Here is a 17,782-nt window from a genome sequence, read left to right on the forward strand (position 1 = left end):
AATCGCGAGGTTAAAGCGTCAATTTGTAGCTTCCATTAACCATTAACCATTAACCATTAACCATTAACCTACTTAACAGGCTCAGCATCGGCATCTGGGCCATCACTGTCTCCATTACTGTTTGATCCATCAGAATCCATATCCGGTTTTAAAGGATCTACGATAGGACGTTTCATATTTTTGTTCAAATCTTCTTCCTTGGCCATGTTGGGAATTTCAGTTGGTGTTTGAGTAGGGTTTAATTGAAAAGATTCTGGGACATTTCTAATATTAAGATCACGTTGTGGAAACGGAATTTCAACACCTTCTTCTTTAAATCGGTTGTAAATACCTATTGAAATATCGCTTTTTGCTTGTAATCCTAATTCATAATGTACCCAAAATAGCAATCTGAAGTTTAATGAGCTGTCCCCAAAATCATTAAATAAGGCACGAGGCGCTGGGTCTTTTAAGATGTAATCACAGTTTTGAGCTACTTCAGTGAGTATTTTTAAAATTTCATTAGGGTCAGAATCATACGTTGTACCAATTAAAACTTCAATACGTTTGGTGTTGTTTGAAAGTGTCCAGTTTATTAAATCGTTGGAAATTAAGTTGTTGTTTGGTACCACAACTTCCGAGCCATCAAAAGTACTAATATTTGAAGCGCGAATTCCAATACGAGAAACGGTTCCTAAAAGGTTATTCACTTCAACGGTGTCACCAGGCAATATAGGGCGTTCAAAAACTAAAATTAATCCGGAAATAAAGTTGGAGACTATGTTTTGCAATCCGAAACCAATACCCACACCCAAGGCGCCAGCCATGAGGTTAAATTTGCTTAAATCAATACCTAAAGCCGATAAGGCTAATATGGTTCCAAAGCCAATAATGAAATAACGAATCACTAAGGAAATCGCAGCAGGAATCCCTTTAGGTAGTTTTAAAAAACGTAGTATCCCATCACCATCATTAATTAAAAAGGAAACTAGTTTGGTAAGTGTAAAAGATAAGAATAGGATCAACGAAAAACTAACAATAGCTCCCAAGGTAAAAGTGATGCTGCCTATTTTATAGGGTTCTGATAGCGTGTCACCTAAGAAAGTAAAGATTGGACGAAGTAAATCGACCATGCCTAAGAAGAATATGCCCCAGAGTATATAGGCCGTAATTCGTATGCGTTTTAAAGCTTTGTTCTCAATGTTTTTTCGTTCTACAAAACTGTAGGTTTGTTTTACTGTAAAATGTCGATGAATAACACTAATGGCTATGCCGTTAATAATTAGTGTTATAGCATAAAAAACCATGGTTATAATGCCACCTTGAGTACTAATTTTAAGAGTGATATCTGTTAAATTCGTAAAGCCTAAAATATTAGATATAATGGATACAAAACTTAAAAAATACACCACCGGAACCAATTGAAAAAGGAGTTTGCTAAACCCTTTTTTAAAAGTTTTTAATGTTCTAAGGTAGGGTGATGTGAAATGATAGAGAATGATAATTACGACAATGGCTTCTCCAAGAATATATAGTCGGTAACCCAATGAAGAATACCATAAATATGATTTTGTGGTATTTAAAATGAAAAATAGTACAACACAAAACAAAATTCTCTTATACTTTTCTGATATGATTGGCCTAATTATCGGGATGGCCGTTATAAGAGTGAAAAGCGTGATAAAATCACTAGCTAATTTAGGTAAGTTGCTAAAAAACAATTCGCCAAAGAGTAGCGATAAAAATAAAACACAAAGTTTGTCCTTTTCGAGTATAAGATTTTTGGCGTCTATGATTCTTTCATCTTTGTCTTCATAAGGATATTTTAAAAACCCAAGTTTGAAATATCGAAACAAAAAAGAGAAAAACACTACAAAAATAAGAAACATGATAAAGCTACTCACGTAGTTATCGTCCAAATTAGGGATAGAAGCCGACTCTTTTTCTAAATCATCAATTTGTTGCTGTTCCTCTAATTCTTTTGGGGTGCGTTTAAATGAAGTTTTCCAAATAGGAGGGTGTCTTAAATGGAATAAATCATAAACTTCAGAATTTTTTAAATTCAAAAGGTCGTTTCTAATATCCTCGACATAGTTGGTTTGCTCGCTTAATTTGGTCTCTAATCTTAAGTAATAATTATTATTTTCTAAAATGGTGTTTTTAGTGTTTTCAACGGCTTCTAGAGTTTTTCTAATACCATTTAAAACCTCTTCTGGGGCTTCATTTTCAATGGCATTTTTATAGCTTAAGCTCCAGACTTCCGATTTATTAAGGATATTTTCAATTAGAATAGAGTTACGCTTTTCTTGATCGTTAATGGTTTCCATCCATTTCGATAGGTAGGACAAGTAATCGCCCCAAGTAAGCATGGTATTGTTTACTTTCTGACTATTTGGATTGGCTTTAATAAAGTGTTCTGTACGTTGTCCTTCTACTTCTAGAAACTGGGAATATATAGGAAGAAGCGAATCAATTTTTTTTATGCTTTCAGGGATTTCAATTATCCTCTGAATGCTTTTAATTTCGTTGTTCGTTTCTTCTATACTCCGTACAATACTGATAAGAGGAATGGCCTCTGGCTGTACTTTAGTAGAATCTATTTTCGTTTTATCGGCTTGTTCTTGTTCAGGAATGATTCCTTGAGCGCTTGTTGTTTCTACGTTTACAAGAATAGAGAAACATAATAATAATGCTGATAAAAAATACTTAGGTGTCATTTTTTAGGCTGAATTTATCATACAAATATACTGTTTTGTATAATGTATTAAGAGGTTTCTGAGGCTTTAAAAACAGGGTTAAGCGACTGTAATTCGAATTAAACCAAGTTCTTTTTAAAAAAATCTATGGTTCTAGTCCATGCTAATTTTGCTGCAGCTTCATCGTATCTAGGAGTTGTGTTGTTATGAAAACCATGATTGGCTCCGGGATAGATAAAAGCTTCATAGGTTTTATTGTATTTTTTTAATGCGGCTTCATAATCAGGCCAGCCGGCATTTACGCGAGTATCTAGTTCTCCAAACTGAAGCATTAATGGGGCTTTAATCTTTGAAGTTTCTTCTTCTGTAGGTTGTCCGCCATAAAAAGGAACTGCAGCACCTAAAGTTGGAATTTTTACGGCCATCATATTAGAAATCCAGCCACCAAAACAAAAACCAACTACGCCAACATGTCCGTTACAATTGTCATGAGATTTTAAATAATAGTTGGCTGCAATAAAATCTTCTAGCATCTCATTTTTGTCTCTTTTTCGTTGTAAAGCTCTGCCTTCGTCGTCATTTCCTGGATAGCCGCCTAATGGTGTTAGGGCGTCAGGAGCTAGAGAGATAAAGCCTTCTAAAGCCGTGCGTCGTCCTACATCTTCTATATACGGATTTAATCCGCGATTTTCATGAACAACGATAACGCCAGGTAACTTTGTATCTACGTCTTTAGGTTTAGAGAGTAGGCCTTTTATAGAACCACCGCCTTGAGGCGAATTGTAATGAATGTAATCAGAATCTAAAGTAGGATCATTGGGATTAACCATTAAATTGTCCTTATAATTAGGAGAAACAAAGCTTAAAAGCGAAGGTAAGGTAAGTCCGCCAATCGCAAATAAAGAGAGCTTTTCAACAAATTGTCGGCGGTCTATTTTATTGTGAGCATAGTCATCGTATAAATCGTAAATGTCTTGGCTGAGATCTTCTTTTTTAATTGGTTTCATAAGAATAATGGTTTAAATAAATTACTATGAATAATAAAGGGCTTTTATGTTTTTGAAATTTAAAATTATCCATTGTTGATTTATAAATTTACAATATTTATATTTATCAGATGCAAGATAAACCAGCCTCCTTTTCCATAAAGCATTGGAGTCAAGACGATCAGCCCAGAGAAAAACTTCTTTACAAAGGAAAAACGGCTTTAAGTGATGCCGAGTTAGTAGCTATTTTGATTGGTTCGGGAAACCGTGATGAAAGCGCTGTGGCTTTATGTAAGCGAATTTTAGCTAGTACCAATAATAATTTAAGTGCTTTAGGACGCTTGTCTATAAAGCAACTTATGGCGTTTAAGGGCATTGGTGAAGCTAAGGCTATAACTATTTTAGCTGCCTTAGAGTTAGGAAGGCGACGTCGGGGAGAGGAAGCCTTAGAGCGCTATAAAATAAACTCTAGCCGTTCGGTATTCGAGTTGATGCAACCGGTTATAGGCGAACTTGATCATGAAGAATTTTGGATTATTTATTTAAATAATTCAAACAAGGTATTGCTAAAAAATCAGCAGAGTAAAGGTGGAATTACAGGAACTTTAGTGGATGTGCGTTTGGTTTTAAAAACGGCTTTAGAGGTAGGTGCAACGGGTCTAATTTTAACACATAACCACCCTTCAGGAACACTAAAACCTAGTGAAGCCGATAAGCAAATTACTCAGAAATTAAAAAATGCTGCCCAAAGTCTAGATATTCAGGTATTAGATCACTTAATCATAACAGAATCGGCTTATTTTAGCTTTGCTGATGAAAGCTTGTTGTAATGTTACTCGTATATACCCATCACATATCGCCCCGTTTAAACTATATCTTCAAGCATATATGCACAAGAATTTTAGGGTTTGAAGTCAAGTTTACAACAAAGATTGAAGAATTTATTGCGCACGATAGTTTGAAAATGTCCTATACCAAGCAGGCACTTGGGAATGAATTCTTTGTTAAAAGTCATGATATTTTATTTGAGCAAGGCTTGAGTGATGTCGATATCAATATTCAAAAATGGGATAATACCAAATGTTTTTTTTCCAATGGTGATAGGAGTGCCATTCCTTTCGATATATTCTCAGCTTCATTTTATATGTTATCGCGTTATGAAGAATATTTACCCCATGTAAAAGATGAGTTCGGACGCTTTACTGCCGAAGAAAGTTTGGCTTACAACTCCGGTTTTTTGCATCAACCTGTGGTCGATATTTGGGCCTATAAATTTAAGGCGGCATTGCAAGCACAGTTTCCTGATTTTAAATTTCCTAATAAAAATTATTCTGTGAAGCCAATTATTGATGTGCCTAGTCCCTATAAGTATAAACTTAAAGGGTTTTTGCGAACTGTAGTTGGGGTTTTGTCTGATTTTTCGAAGTTTAGAATTGTTAGCCTTTATGATAGGTTTGGGGTATTACTTCGGTTTAAAAACGACCCTCATGATACGTTTAAGTATTTGTTAAATAGACAAAAAAATACGCGATTTAAATTCCTGTTCTTTTTTTTAATTGGTGAGTTAACTACTTACGATAAAGGAGTAAGTCCTAATAAAAGAGATTTTATTTCTCTAATTAAGCACGTTGCAGATTACTGTCAAGTTGGTTTGAAAATTTCATTTTTTGCCCTGGAAGATGAAAAACGGTTGAAACGCGAAAAAGCAAAAATGGAAGATATTTTAAACACGAATTTAATAGCTTCCAGGCAATCTCATTCAAAATTAAATCTACCGGAAACCTACAGATATCTTATTTCTCTTGAAATTAAAGAGGATTTCACCATGGGATATCCTAATCATATTGGGTTTCGTGCGGGATCTTGCACACCTTTTTTATTTTATGATTTAGACTATGAAGTGCAAACACCGTTAAAAATTACACCTTATCAACTCATGGATGTAGCACTTTTAAAACAGTGGTCATTATTGGATAAAAAAAAGGTGCTAAATGAACTTATAAGTAGCATTAAAGCGGTAAATGGTGAGTTTGTTCCTGTGTTTCATAATTACACCTTTTCGGAAGATAAAGAATGGGAGGGCTTTAAAGAGTTATTTAATCTCATTTTAGACTCTGTAGATCAAAATTAATAATTGAGCCAATTCATTAAAGGCAAAATAATCTTTAGGTAATTGTGAGTTATGTAACTTTTTGAAAGGAATTGAACCTCTATAAAAATTGTATCTTTACAATCGTATCTTAACAAATAAGAAAAAAAATGAAATTGAAATTATTATCAATATGCTTGGCATTGTTCTCGGTATCGGTTGCAATCGCGCAGAAAAATTTAAACGCCTATAAGTATGTTATTGTACCTGGTAAATATGAGTTTTTAAGTGAACCCGATTTATACCAACTCAATTCTTTAACCGCCTTTTTATTTGAAAAATATGGTTTTACCGCGGTGATGGATAATGGCGAGTATCCACAGGATTTAGTAAACAACGGTTGTATCGCTTTAAAATCGAATGTTCTAAAAAGCTCAGGATTATTTAAAACGAAATTAACGGTAGTTCTTCAAAATTGTTCCGGTCAAACGGTATTTACCTCTAAAGAAGGAGAAAGTCGTGAAAAAGAGTTTAAAGCGGCTTATAATTTAGCCTTAAGAGATGCTTTTAAGTCATTTGAGACTGTTAACTATAAATATGATGGCACAGTAGCTACACCTCCGGTTCCTCCAGTTGCGAGCAATAATGTGCCTGCGCCTCCTGCTACGGCATTAGTGTCGGCAGCACCCGTAAAAACATCAGCACCAAACGGTACATTATACGCTCAAGAGACAGCCAGTGGTTATCAGCTTGTTGATAATACCCCTAAAGTGGTTTATAAATTACAGAAAACCAATGCTAAAGATGTGTTTTTAGTTCAGGGTAAAAGTGCAACAGTCTACAAAAAAGATAATCAATGGGTTTTAGAATATTATGAGGGGGATGTGCTAAAACAACAAGTACTTAATATTAAGTTTTAGTTTGCTTAAAGTCTAGTAGTTGTACTTATCTTTCCATCGATTTTTTAAAAACTCGCGATGCGACTGTTCTCTGGAATTGTTTCCAGGTTCGTATAATTTTGTGTTTTTTATGGCGTCTGGTAAGAATTCTTGAGAAGCAAAATTGTTTTCGTAGTTATGGGCGTACTTGTATTCTTCGCCATAACCTAATTCTTTCATGAGTTTTGTGGGGGCATTTCTTAAGTCTATAGGTACACTTAAATCACCAGTATGTTTTACTAATTGTTGCGCTTTACCTATGGCAGCATATGCAGCATTACTTTTAGGAGAGCAGGCCAAATATGTGGCACACTGACTTAAAATAATTCGAGACTCAGGGAAACCAATAGTTGATACAGCCTGGAAGGTGTTATTCGCAATTACTAATGCCGTTGGATTAGCATTGCCAATATCTTCGCTAGCAGCAATAAGTAAACGGCGGGCTATAAATTTAACGTCTTCACCACCTTCAATCATGCGCGCTAACCAGTATACAGCAGCATTAGGATCGCTACCACGAATGGATTTTATAAAAGCTGAAATAATATCGTAATGTTGTTCGCCTGTTTTGTCGTATCGAACTGTATTGTTTTGTATGCGTTGTAAAACGGCCTCATCGGTGATTTCAACCACATCCGAATCATAGGAGTTTACTAACAGTTCAAAAATATTTAGCAACTTCCTGCCATCACCGCCAGAGAGTTTTAAAAGAGCACTAGTTTCTTTTAAAATAATCTTTTTCTTTGAGAGGTAAACGTCGGTTTTAATAGCACGATTTAGTAGTGTTTCTAAATCATGTTTGTCAAAGGCATTGAGAATATAAACCTGACATCTGGATAGAAGTGCAGAAATAACCTCAAAGCTAGGGTTCTCTGTAGTCGCTCCTATAAGGGTAATCCATCCTTTTTCAACGGCTTGTAATAAAGAGTCTTGTTGAGATTTACTGAAGCGATGAATTTCATCAATAAATAAAATAGGGTTTTTAACCGTAAAGAGTCCGCCGCTATTTTTAGCCTTTTCTATAACGTCACGAATGTCTTTAACACCAGAATTTATGGCACTTAAGGTATAAAAAGGCCTTCCGGATTTTGTTGCAATAATATTAGCAAGGGTTGTTTTTCCAGTTCCTGGTGGTCCCCAAAAAATCATGGAAGGAATTAAACCTTGCTTGATATGCTGTGTTAACGAACCGGTTTCACCTACAAGATGGGTCTGACTCACATAGTCATCAAGTGTTTTTGGTCGTAGGCGTTCAGCTAAAGGTTCATTTACATTCATGTTGTAAAATTAAAACATTTATTATGCAATGCTTAGAAATCAGATAAACATTTTTTAAAGACTGAAAACATGCCAATTTAACATACAAACGAATTTGGATAACATTTTGCTATATTTATTTCGATGAAGCAAAAAGAGTCTTTTCAATTTAGTACAGGGGTTATAGCATATCCCTTGTTTTTTATTCTAACCATTTGGTTCGTATTTTGGTTTGAAGTGCGCTTTGGGCAGCATTTCAATACCTATGGTATTTACCCACAAACATTAAAAGGTTTAAGGGGTATCGTATTTAGTCCTTTTATACATGGCGATATCGAGCATCTATATCATAACACCATACCCTTGTTTGTGCTTTCTGCAGCCTTATTTTATTTCTACCGCCCCATAGCTTGGAAAATTTTGGCTTATGGTATTTTACTATCCGGTTTTCTAACTTGGTGTATAGGTCGTCCTTCTTATCATATTGGGGCTAGCGGACTCATTTATGTGTTAGTGAGTTTTCTTTTTTTCAAAGGCATATTTGCTAAATACTATAGATTAGTAGCCTTGTCTTTAGCTGTGGTTTTCCTTTACGGAAGTATGATTTGGTATACCTTTCCGATTAAAGAGGGGATATCCTGGGAAGGTCACCTGTCGGGTTTAATATGTGGATTGTTTTTCGCTATTATTTTTAAAAAGCAGATCAAAAAACCTATTAAGTATGTTTGGGAAGCGGAAGACTACAATGAAGCCGATGATCCTTTCCTAAAACATTTTGATGAAAATGGAAATTTTATCGAAAGTATTGATGACGATGAGGTTGAAGATACTGAAACCGTAAATCCTGTGACTTATAATTATATTTATAAAAGGGATAGTGAAAAGTGAAAAGACTTTTTTAAACACTTAGATTACAATTAGAATTTATACTTTTTAAGAGCCAAGAGCCAAGAGCCAAGAGCCAAGAGCCAAGAGCCAAGAGCCAAGAAAAAATTAACTACAATTTAAAATTGTATTTTTATTTTCCAATAACTAATCACGTCTCTGTCTGAGTACTTCATATAAGAAAGCACCACAAGCTACGGAAACATTTAAAGATTCAATTTCACCTAGTAGCGGAAGTTTAGCTTTAGCATCCGATACTTTTATGATGGATGGGTTGATACCGCGGCCTTCCGATCCCATGACAATCGCGCAGGGTTCAGTAAAGGATACATCGTATAGGGTGTCATTAGTTTTTTCGGTGGCAGCAATGACTTTTATTCCGGATGCTTGCATAAAAAACACGGCATCTTTAATATGATCTACTTTGCAAATAGGGACTTTAAAAACCGCTCCAGCACTAGTTTTTATGGTATCTCCGTTTACAGGAGCACCTCCTTTTTTCTGAATGATAATACCATCAACTCCTGTACATTCGGCAGTTCTAATAATGGCACCAAAATTTCTAACATCACTAAGTTGATCTAATAGTAGAAATAATGGGGTTTTACCAGATTCAATCACATTAGAAACTAAAGTTTCCATATCATGAAACGCAATAGGGGATATTTGAGCAACGGCTCCTTGATGGTTTCCTTTTGATAACTTATTTAGTTTCTCAACAGGAACATAAGACTTGTTTATCGACTTTTTATTAATTAAAGTCTCTAATTCTGAAAATAAATCACCTTGTAATCCTTTTTGAAGAAAGACTTTGTCTATAGTTTGATTGGCGTTAATGGCCTCAATGATAGCGCGAATACCGAATATTTGTGTCTGATTTTCCATTGGAGTAAAGGTATGAAAGAAAATACATTGCCTCCTAAATTTGTGATTATCTTTTGTTGATTATATACCAAAATTTAAAAAACCGATTTACACAAATGTAAATCGGTTTTTAGTATTAATTTTAGATTATTCTACTTAATTAGTTTGAATAATGTGGGTTTTCATCTTCAGCAAATCCAGTTCTTTTATGCCCTTTGAATTTGAATACTGTTCCTGGTGCCCAATCAAATTCAGCTTCAAAAGTAATTTCGTCAACCATAGTATTGCTGCTTGTTTCATAAGTAGCTTTGGTAATTACTCCATTAGTAACTGATACGGTACCTCCAGTAATAAGTTCATCTGAATTAGGTTCTCCTTCGAACGTCATAGCGTCTAAATCAGTTTCTACTTGAGTCTTAATTTCCATCCAATGTCCATGATCATCTACCCACATCATGTCATTGTTTGCTGCGGTATTGTACGTTGAGAATTGCACGTAGTCACCTCCGTAAGCTGGAGTTACTCCATCTGGTTCTAAGGCTATAACCCACCAATCTCCAGACATTTTTTCAACAGAGCTACCTCCTACATTTACATCCTCTACTTCATCACAAGAAGTAAAACTTAAAGAAACCATTAATATTAGGGCTCCAATAATTGATTTATATATTTTCATATTCTTAATTTTTTTAAAATTGAACTTGTTTTAACTGTACTTTAAATGTTCCATTTGCAAAATTTCCATTTCCTTGAAATGTAATCGCTTTTGCAGCAGCATCTACTTTAAAGTCAATTATATCAACCGTGTTTCCCCAGATAGGAAATACAGCTTGGCTAATAGAGAAATCATTACTTGCTATATCGTTAGCGGTAATAATAGCACCTCTGGCTGCATATCCAGGACCATAAGCTCTACCCATATCGTAGTAACCACCAATAGCATGAGTTATTTCATAAGTGTTTGTTCCTGTTTTGCTAATAATAACATATTTTAAATCATTAGTTGTTGCAACAAAATCAGGTGCTCTTTGTACATCAGATGTATAAAGACCTTCTATGCTATTCACTAAATCACCAGTGTTAGCTACCCAAACAGTTCTTGAATTTGTACCAGCAAATCCATCTGCATTTTCTGCAGCGTAAGTTACTAAATATTGGTCAGGCGAATTTGTGTCAACACCAGGTGCGCTGAAATAAGTTCCACTTGAAAACGATGTTTCAGTATCAATAACATCACTTCCAACCGTAGATACAGCACCTTCATCGGTATAAGTGTCACCTTGAGTTACAAGGACTACAGGATCACCTGTAAGCGTAATTATAGGGTAGGTCGTAACTTCTGATACATTGCCTGTACTATCTGTAGTACAAGAAGCGATTGTGCCAGAAATAAAAATCATCAGTATATATAAATATTGTATTCTTTTCATTTTTTTATTTTTTTTAGTTTATGTCATACCAAACGTTATCCGTAACAGCTGATGCAGCAGGTGCATTTGGATTACGTTGTCTTTCTTCTTGTGGGAATACTAAACGCTTCGGGAATTGACCTCCTGTTTTTCCTTCTATAGAATAAGAAAACTCACCAGCTACATATGCAGGGTCAACTTGAGGTACTGAAGAGATTTCAGGGTATCCAGTTCTGTTTTGTTCGAAGAACGATTCGTATCCATTTCCAGGGAAAGAAGCAACCCATTTTTGAGTAATTACAGCTTTAATATTATCTTCCATACTTCCATTAGGGTAAGCGTATGCAGTTGCCAACATAGCAGTTCCATCAAGCTCCCAGTTATCAAAAGCAGCCATTACACCTTCGTTGTAAACAGCTTCGGCTCCATTTCCACCTTTGTATCGAATTAAGGCTTCAGCATGTAAAAACTTAGACTCTGCTAATGACATTAAATATACAGCTGTAGTTGGATTTAAAATTACTACAGATGCTGTTGAAGATCCTTGGTCAAAATCGCCTTGATCTTGGAATGTTGTTCCGTCATAAAATAAAGCTAATCTTGGATCTAAATTAGTGTCTAAAAAGCTTCCCATAGTAGTACTTGCTCTTAGGTTAGTTCCAACATTTAATTGTCTTCTGTCAGTTTCATATAATGGATTACTTTTACTAGCTTCATCAGCAAAGTAGTTGCTTGCAATACCTGCATCCATTGTTAGAAATTGAGCACCAGAATTTAATAATTCATTAATGCCTGCTGAGGCAACGCTCGGTCTAACTTCTGTTTGTCTCATGTACAATTTCAAAAGCATACTGTTAGCAAACTGTGTCCATTTGTCCATGTCTCCTTGAAATAAGAAATCTGTAGTTCCAGGAACATTATCGATTGGTGACAGTGCAAGATTTTTACTTAAGGCTTCTTTTAAATCAGCGACCATTAAATCATATACTTCTTCACCAGATTCAAACTTAGGTGTTAAGATAGAGGTGTCATTCGCTTCAGTATAAGGAATAGAACCATAAGTATCTACTAATAGCTGCGAAGCATATACTTCGAGTGTCGTTGCAATTAAGTAATAATTCCAGTTTTCATCTTCGTTTGCAATACGTTTAATGTTTCTAATATCTGTAAGTGCATCATACATTGAAGACCATGCTCTATTAGTTATGGCACTTGAAGCTGGAATGGTATAATCGTCAATTAATATGTACTGGTTAGCTACAGCACTCTGTGTCCAAAATTGACTCCAAAACCCTCCTACAATAGCCATATAAGAACCAGCTGAAGCTGCTATTCCAGTAATTGCTGCAGGAAGTTGAGAGTTCATGGGTACTTGATCTGGTGATAAAGAATCAGGATCTCTATTAATGTCTAAGCTCGTTGTACAAGAAGATAGTATAAGTAGTCCAGCAACGATTAGACTTGATATTTTTATATATGTATTTTTCATTTTAATTTAATATTTTAAGTTAGAAAGAAAATTTTACAGACCCACCATATGCTCTTTGAGCTGGGTTAGTAGCAAATTCTCCAAATTCACTTCTAATACCTCTACCGTAACTTGTTGTTTCTGGATCAACATAAGGGTTTCCTGAAGGTGTCCAAAGCGCCAAGTTTTTACCGTATATAGAAAACACCATATTAGTGATTCCTGTATTTTGTAGTAACTTATTAGGAAGAGTATACGATAGTGAAGCATCTCTTAATCTAATAAATGTTTTATCTATTACGTGTGATCCTTCGATTGCTTGGTTTTGAGATGCGTTATAGAATGCTGTTACATCTTCAAAATTTACAGGATTCGTGTTTTCTGTATAACCACCACTACCATCTGGTACAACAGAACCAGGGATAACCCAAGGGTTTCTTCCGTTGTATGTTGTTTCAATGCCGTTTCCTACGAAATGGCTTAAACGTTTCGTGTACGAGTACATTTTACCTCCTTGCTTCCAATCAAAACCAAAGTTTAAAGCGAAATTTTTGTATTTCAAGGTGTTTTGTAGTCCCATAATGAAATCTCTTTGAGAAGTACCTAAGTATTCTTCTTCACCACTGTAAGTGTAGAATCCTGTATTTGGGTCAACAATGTAATTACCATCATCGTCTTTAGCCGGTTTTGGACCATAGAAAGAACCTAAAGGTTGGCCTTCTTCAGCATAAAAGTTAATATTGTAGGCGCTATAAATAGAGATTTTATCATCTTCACCAACTACGTTTGTAACCTCACCATTATTTTTAGTAAATGTGTAAGTTAAATCCCAAGAGAAATTTTTGGTAGCAATTGGTGTTGCTGTAAGTGCTATTTCAATACCTTTATTAGTTAGGTCAACAAAATTTCCAGTTACTACTGAATATCCAGTTGATCTTGCAACAGGTAAATCAACAATAAGATCAGATGTTGTTCTGTCATATAAAGCGACATCTAAACCTAAGCGACCATTAAAAAATCTAGCTTCAAGACCTACCTCTATCTCATCTGTGATTTCAGGAGCTAAGGATTGATTCTCGATAGTTCCAAAAATCTCATATCCGTTAACACCTCCAAAAGGGTAAGTGATTTGACCGAAATACCCGTCGTTAACTGCTTGTCCTGCTGTTGAAAAAACCGAGTATAAGTTCGTGTCATTACCAATTCTTGCAAAACCACCTCTTAACTTTAAAAAGTGCTCTCCGTTATCCAATACTATCGCAGCAAGTGAAGCAGAAGGGTAGAAGTAAGAGTTATTTTCGTAAGGTAAAGTAGAAGACCAGTCATTTCTAGCAGTAAGCGTTAAGAAATATCTGTCTAAGAAACTTAATTCAGCTTGAGCATATAAACCAAATACACGTCTCAAATAATTTTGTTGTTCTATTGCTGGTGTAGAAGCTGAATTTGATAATTCATAATAGTTAGGTAAATCCAAATCATTAACAGTAACAGTTAATTGATCTCCATTTCTTTCATTGTAGTTAAGACCTACAAGACCATTTACAGATAAGTTTTCTGTAATGCTAGTATCTAAAAAGTTGAAGTTTAAATATGTGTCATATTCTCTTCGTGTATACTTGTTTTCTTGAACAGCTCCAACAACTTCATTTGCTCCAGCTAAATCCTGAGCAGATCCGTCTATGTAATCAATTATAGCTCCATAACGTTTTACACTTTCATTGTCGATATCTGCACTTGTTTGGAAAGAAGCAGTTAAGAAATCAGTAAGATTATATGAGAAATTCACATTACCAAAAAATCTATCTTTTTTAATTTCAATATTATTACTTTCTAGTGTAGTGTAAGGATTTTGAGCATATGGAGTATAGAAATAACTAGGTGTATTCCAAATTAAGGAACGGTCTTCCATATCGATGATACTCTTGTCATTAGGTATTTGAATAATCTCTTGAGTTAAAGATTTACCGAAACCAGCATCATCTCCCTGTCCTGTAGGTACTGCTTTTTGCGTTTTGTGCGTATAGTTACCCGAAGCTCTAATTGAGAATTTATCATTTTTAATTCCGGCATTAAGACCTAAGTTGTTTTTTGCAAAACTATCTCTGTCGGTAGGTATTACACCGTCTACATCATTTCTTGAGTAAGTAAATGATACATCAGATTTTTCATTACCACCACTAATATTTAGCGAAGTTAAGTAAGACGTTCCGTTCTCATAAAAGTCTTTCATATTATTTTCTAATCCTACATAAGGCGCAATAAGTTGTTGGTTGTTTACAATTCTACTCCAAGGTCTTACTTGACCGTTAAAAGCAGGTCCCCAAGAACCATTTTCGTTACTAGCAGCTAAAGGTCCTTCACCTGAAACGTTAGAGTATGACGCTCCAGCCCAACCAGTTCCAAATTGATTTTGGAAGTGAGGTACACGAGATACTTCTGTTAAATCGATTGAAGTTGATACGCTTACTTTTAATTTGTTTTTACCTCTTTTTGTCGTAATAACAACAACACCATTTGAACCTCTAGATCCATATAATGCAGTCGCAGCCGCACCTTTTAGGAAGTTTATAGATTCGATTGTGTTTGGATCAAGGTCATTAATACCTGTACCGGCATCAAAAGAACTTGTTGAATCCACATTACTAGATGAACTATCCTGAATTGGAGAACCATCTACTACATAAAGCGGGGAGTTAGATCCTGTGATTGAGCCTATACCTCTAAAAACAACCTTTGTCGATGCTCCTGGTTGAGCAGGAGAAGAAATATCGACACCAGCAATTTTACCTGATAATGACTCTACAGGGTTCTGAGCAGAAACTTCAGTTAGTTGCTCACCCGTAATTTTTGTAGTTGCATACCCTAAAGCTTTGGAAGCTCTTGTGCTACCGAATGCCGTTACTACAACTTCATCTAAAGATTCTGCATCTTCAGCTAATGTTACATTAATACTGTTTGAAGCTGCTACAGTCACATCCTTTGTGGTGTAACCAACAAAACTAAAAACAAGAATGTCTCCAGTATTAGCTTCAATCGAGTATTTACCATCGAAATCTGTTGAAGTACCAGTAGTTGTACCTTTTACTAAGACTGTTGCTCCAGGAAGCGGTAAGCCTGTTCCGTCAGAAACCGTACCTGAAATTGTCTTTTCTTGTGCAAACGTTAGTTGCACAACTAGCGCTAGTAATAGCGTTAGAATTCCACTAAACTTTGTTTTCATTTTATAATTATTTGAATTAGTCAGGTCAAAAATCATAATAAAAAGTTAATAAAACAACAAATAATGGTTAAAATTTCGGAATTAGGTACTAAATTGCCATAAAACTGTAATCTAATACTAAAAATTAGCTATTAAACTTAAATGTATCTTTGAATTTGAAAGTTTCGCATTTTCGTTTTCTGTTTTTCCAAGTGCATAGTTGAATTTAAATAAACCAGCTTTGGTTAGAAGGCCAAATCCGAAGCCAAATCCGTAGAGTTTTTGGTGAATGTTTGTTATTTTATTTTCATAATATGCAGCATCAATAATTGAGTTAATATATATGGTGTTGCTTAATTGGAATCTGTATTCGTTATTTATAACACCGTAAAGTGAGGCGTAAATGCTGTTTTCTTCGAAACCTCTTATTGAGTTAATGCCGCCAAACCTTAGTAATTCATTTTCATAATAGGTATTAGAGATTAAGGCTCCTCCATTTACTCTTAGGAAGATGCTGTTTTTTTGATTTAGGTTAAATATTTTAAAGGCGTCTAGCAATGCTAAAGTTTGGTTTTCTTGTGAAGTGCTGGTTTTTCGATTACCTAGACTTACATCTGTGTAAATTTTGGAATTCCATGGGAATAGTATATTCATAGTTCTAGAACTTGTGAATTCGTAACCTAAGGTGTAATTAAATGTAGAGTAATCCGAAATTAAACTTGCTGTGTTCTCAGAAAGTAGGTTGTTTGATTCTGTTGAAGCGATGCCTGCAAATGTTTTGTTTTTAGCGTTTATTTGATAATGCAGTTTTACAGATTGGTTTGCTGTGGTGAATGAAGAGTCTTTTTTGAATAGACGTAACATCAACTCTACGCCAATAGGGGTTTTAAATAAGTATGGCAATGATAAGTTGGTTTCAAACGTTCTCTGGTCATTTTCATCACTTTTATATAAAATTCGAAATGCTTCTCCAAAATTCAAATTGTTTATGAGGTTTAGGTTTAAATAACCATCGAATTCTAGTTTGTTGGTGTCTTCATTAGTTCCAAATCCGATAAAACCATCAAAAGTGTTGCTCTGTGTTTTTTCTAAATAAAGGTAAAGGCTTGTGGAATCTTTTGAGAATAGCACTTCTGGACTTTTGGTTTCTCGAGCAAAATTTAAATTATTAAGTTGTTCTGTTTTTGATTTAATCTGATTTAAATCGAAAGTTTGTCCTGGTTTAATTTTTAAAAAATGTTTTAAATAGGACTTAGGGAACTTTTCATATCCTTTTATAATAATATGGTCTATGGTTCTTTTTTTCTTCGACGTGTCTAAAATTAAATGTGCTTTAAGTGAAGTTGAGTCGCGTTTTACAATGTTTGATAGTTTTAGGTTAGCAAAAGGGAAACCTTTTTTTGCATTCTCACTATTTATATAGCTTAAAGTGTTTTCTAAATTAGGAAGTGTTACTGCGAAACAGGTGTCGTTTATTATCTTGAACACATGGCTTATTTTGGATGTGTTTATTTCCTTTTTATTATGGTATATATATATGGTGTCGATTTTGTTCTTTAAATGGATTGCAGATTCGAATGTAGAATCGTTTATTTTTTTAATAAACTTTAATTCTTTTTCAATATATCCCATTTTTAAAAGGGTGTTTTGAATACTGTCAACCTCAGATTTTACAGACCGGTAGTTTTTGTGAAAGGAGGTGTAGTTTAAATTTTCAATAATTGAAGATTCAGAATCTGATTTACCGTATACTTTTAAACCTAAATTTTGTGCAAACCCATTCAGCGAAAAAAGCATGGAGAGTATGATTATGAAATAGATAGGTTTTTTCACGTTTTGGTAGGTCCTTTTTTTATTGTAAATCTAACGGAAAATACTACTTGATAATATAAGTCAATAAATAAATTTCATTTTAGGTTGAAAATTAATGAATTAGGATTTGAATAATAAAATTTAATTTCTACCTTTGCAGCCCTCTTAGAAGAGGATAATAAAATTTATATATAATATAT

Annotated in this window: 13 protein-coding genes; 4 read left to right on the plus strand and 9 right to left on the minus strand. The window is 34.6% G+C overall.

The features are described from left to right. Window positions 1-68: 68 nt before the first annotated feature. Window positions 69-2,696, minus strand: a complete 2,628-nt coding sequence (locus JJL45_RS05565; protein WP_202664349.1) for a mechanosensitive ion channel domain-containing protein — start codon at window positions 2,694-2,696, stop codon at window positions 69-71. Between the two features lie 98 nt (window positions 2,697-2,794). Continuing rightward, a complete protein-coding gene (locus JJL45_RS05570) occupies window positions 2,795-3,682 on the minus strand; it encodes a dienelactone hydrolase family protein (protein WP_068602685.1) in 888 nt (295 codons plus the stop codon). A gap of 110 nt (window positions 3,683-3,792) precedes the next feature. On the opposite strand from JJL45_RS05570, the gene radC reads away from it, so the two are divergent. The 3 genes from radC (at window position 3,793) to JJL45_RS05585 (ending at window position 6,670) form a co-directional block, all read left to right on the plus strand. Beyond that, on the plus strand, window positions 3,793-4,491 hold the full coding sequence (gene radC, locus JJL45_RS05575) for a RadC family protein (RefSeq protein ID WP_068602684.1): 699 nt from the start codon (window positions 3,793-3,795) through the stop codon (window positions 4,489-4,491). 134 nt (window positions 4,492-4,625) lie between these two features. Then, complete coding sequence (locus tag JJL45_RS05580) at window positions 4,626-5,792, plus strand: polysaccharide deacetylase family protein (protein ID WP_317191991.1); 1,167 nt, start codon at window positions 4,626-4,628, stop codon at window positions 5,790-5,792. Window positions 5,793-5,920: 128 nt separating this feature from the next. Continuing rightward, window positions 5,921-6,670, plus strand: a complete 750-nt coding sequence (locus tag JJL45_RS05585; RefSeq protein ID WP_068602682.1) for a hypothetical protein — start codon at window positions 5,921-5,923, stop codon at window positions 6,668-6,670. Window positions 6,671-6,682: 12 nt separating this feature from the next. Here the strand turns inward: JJL45_RS05585 and JJL45_RS05590 are convergent, their stop codons facing one another. Continuing rightward, window positions 6,683-7,966, minus strand: a complete 1,284-nt coding sequence (locus JJL45_RS05590; RefSeq protein WP_202664350.1) for a replication-associated recombination protein A — start codon at window positions 7,964-7,966, stop codon at window positions 6,683-6,685. Window positions 7,967-8,089: 123 nt separating this feature from the next. Here JJL45_RS05590 and JJL45_RS05595 point away from each other — a divergent pair, with 123 nt between their 5' ends. Next, complete coding sequence (locus tag JJL45_RS05595; protein WP_068602680.1) at window positions 8,090-8,833, plus strand: rhomboid family intramembrane serine protease; 744 nt, start codon at window positions 8,090-8,092, stop codon at window positions 8,831-8,833. 144 nt (window positions 8,834-8,977) lie between these two features. Here JJL45_RS05595 and rlmB read toward each other — a convergent pair whose 3' ends face one another. The 6 genes from rlmB to JJL45_RS05625 all read right to left on the minus strand — a co-directional run bounded on the left by rlmB (window position 8,978) and on the right by JJL45_RS05625 (window position 17,567). Further along, entirely contained in the window at window positions 8,978-9,715 is a 738-nt protein-coding gene (gene rlmB / locus JJL45_RS05600) for a 23S rRNA (guanosine(2251)-2'-O)-methyltransferase RlmB (RefSeq protein ID WP_068602679.1), read from the minus strand. Window positions 9,716-9,854: 139 nt separating this feature from the next. Then, on the minus strand, window positions 9,855-10,370 hold the full coding sequence (locus tag JJL45_RS05605; RefSeq protein ID WP_068602678.1) for a lipid-binding protein: 516 nt from the start codon (window positions 10,368-10,370) through the stop codon (window positions 9,855-9,857). Between the two features lie 13 nt (window positions 10,371-10,383). After that, entirely contained in the window at window positions 10,384-11,124 is a 741-nt protein-coding gene (locus tag JJL45_RS05610; RefSeq protein ID WP_082935889.1) for a BT_2262 family domain-containing protein, read from the minus strand. A gap of 13 nt (window positions 11,125-11,137) precedes the next feature. Next, window positions 11,138-12,592, minus strand: a complete 1,455-nt coding sequence (locus tag JJL45_RS05615) for a SusD/RagB family nutrient-binding outer membrane lipoprotein (RefSeq protein ID WP_082935888.1) — start codon at window positions 12,590-12,592, stop codon at window positions 11,138-11,140. Window positions 12,593-12,611: 19 nt separating this feature from the next. Then, window positions 12,612-15,791 (minus strand): SusC/RagA family TonB-linked outer membrane protein, encoded by a 3,180-nt coding sequence (locus JJL45_RS05620; RefSeq protein ID WP_068602675.1) that lies wholly within the window; start codon window positions 15,789-15,791, stop codon window positions 12,612-12,614. Between the two features lie 117 nt (window positions 15,792-15,908). Then, window positions 15,909-17,567 carry a POTRA domain-containing protein gene (locus JJL45_RS05625; protein WP_068602674.1) on the minus strand — a complete coding sequence of 553 codons (1,659 nt, stop codon included), beginning with the start codon at window positions 17,565-17,567 and terminating at the stop codon, window positions 15,909-15,911. Window positions 17,568-17,782 lie beyond the last annotated feature (215 nt).

Origin of the sequence: Tamlana sp. s12, assembly GCF_016767215.1 — a bacterium.
Classification (GTDB): domain Bacteria; phylum Bacteroidota; class Bacteroidia; order Flavobacteriales; family Flavobacteriaceae; genus Pseudotamlana; species Pseudotamlana agarivorans.

Bases quoted from the DNA above. Each gene is read 5' to 3' on its own strand.
- rlmB (WP_068602679.1), bottom strand. From the start codon at position 9,715: ATGGAAAATCAGACACAAATATTCGGTATTCGCGCTATCATTGAGGCC.
- radC (WP_068602684.1), top strand. From the start codon at position 3,793: ATGCAAGATAAACCAGCCTCCTTTTCCATAAAGCATTGGAGTCAAGAC.
- JJL45_RS05620 (WP_068602675.1), bottom strand. From the start codon at position 15,791: ATGAAAACAAAGTTTAGTGGAATTCTAACGCTATTACTAGCGCTAGTT.
- JJL45_RS05570 (WP_068602685.1), bottom strand. From the start codon at position 3,682: ATGAAACCAATTAAAAAAGAAGATCTCAGCCAAGACATTTACGATTTA.
- JJL45_RS05615 (WP_082935888.1), bottom strand. From the start codon at position 12,592: ATGAAAAATACATATATAAAAATATCAAGTCTAATCGTTGCTGGACTA.
- JJL45_RS05585 (WP_068602682.1), top strand. From the start codon at position 5,921: ATGAAATTGAAATTATTATCAATATGCTTGGCATTGTTCTCGGTATCG.
- JJL45_RS05580 (WP_317191991.1), top strand. From the start codon at position 4,626: ATGTCCTATACCAAGCAGGCACTTGGGAATGAATTCTTTGTTAAAAGT.
- JJL45_RS05565 (WP_202664349.1), bottom strand. From the start codon at position 2,696: ATGACACCTAAGTATTTTTTATCAGCATTATTATTATGTTTCTCTATT.
- JJL45_RS05590 (WP_202664350.1), bottom strand. From the start codon at position 7,966: ATGAATGTAAATGAACCTTTAGCTGAACGCCTACGACCAAAAACACTT.
- JJL45_RS05605 (WP_068602678.1), bottom strand. From the start codon at position 10,370: ATGAAAATATATAAATCAATTATTGGAGCCCTAATATTAATGGTTTCT.
- JJL45_RS05625 (WP_068602674.1), bottom strand. From the start codon at position 17,567: ATGCTTTTTTCGCTGAATGGGTTTGCACAAAATTTAGGTTTAAAAGTA.
- JJL45_RS05610 (WP_082935889.1), bottom strand. From the start codon at position 11,124: ATGAAAAGAATACAATATTTATATATACTGATGATTTTTATTTCTGGC.
- JJL45_RS05595 (WP_068602680.1), top strand. From the start codon at position 8,090: ATGAAGCAAAAAGAGTCTTTTCAATTTAGTACAGGGGTTATAGCATAT.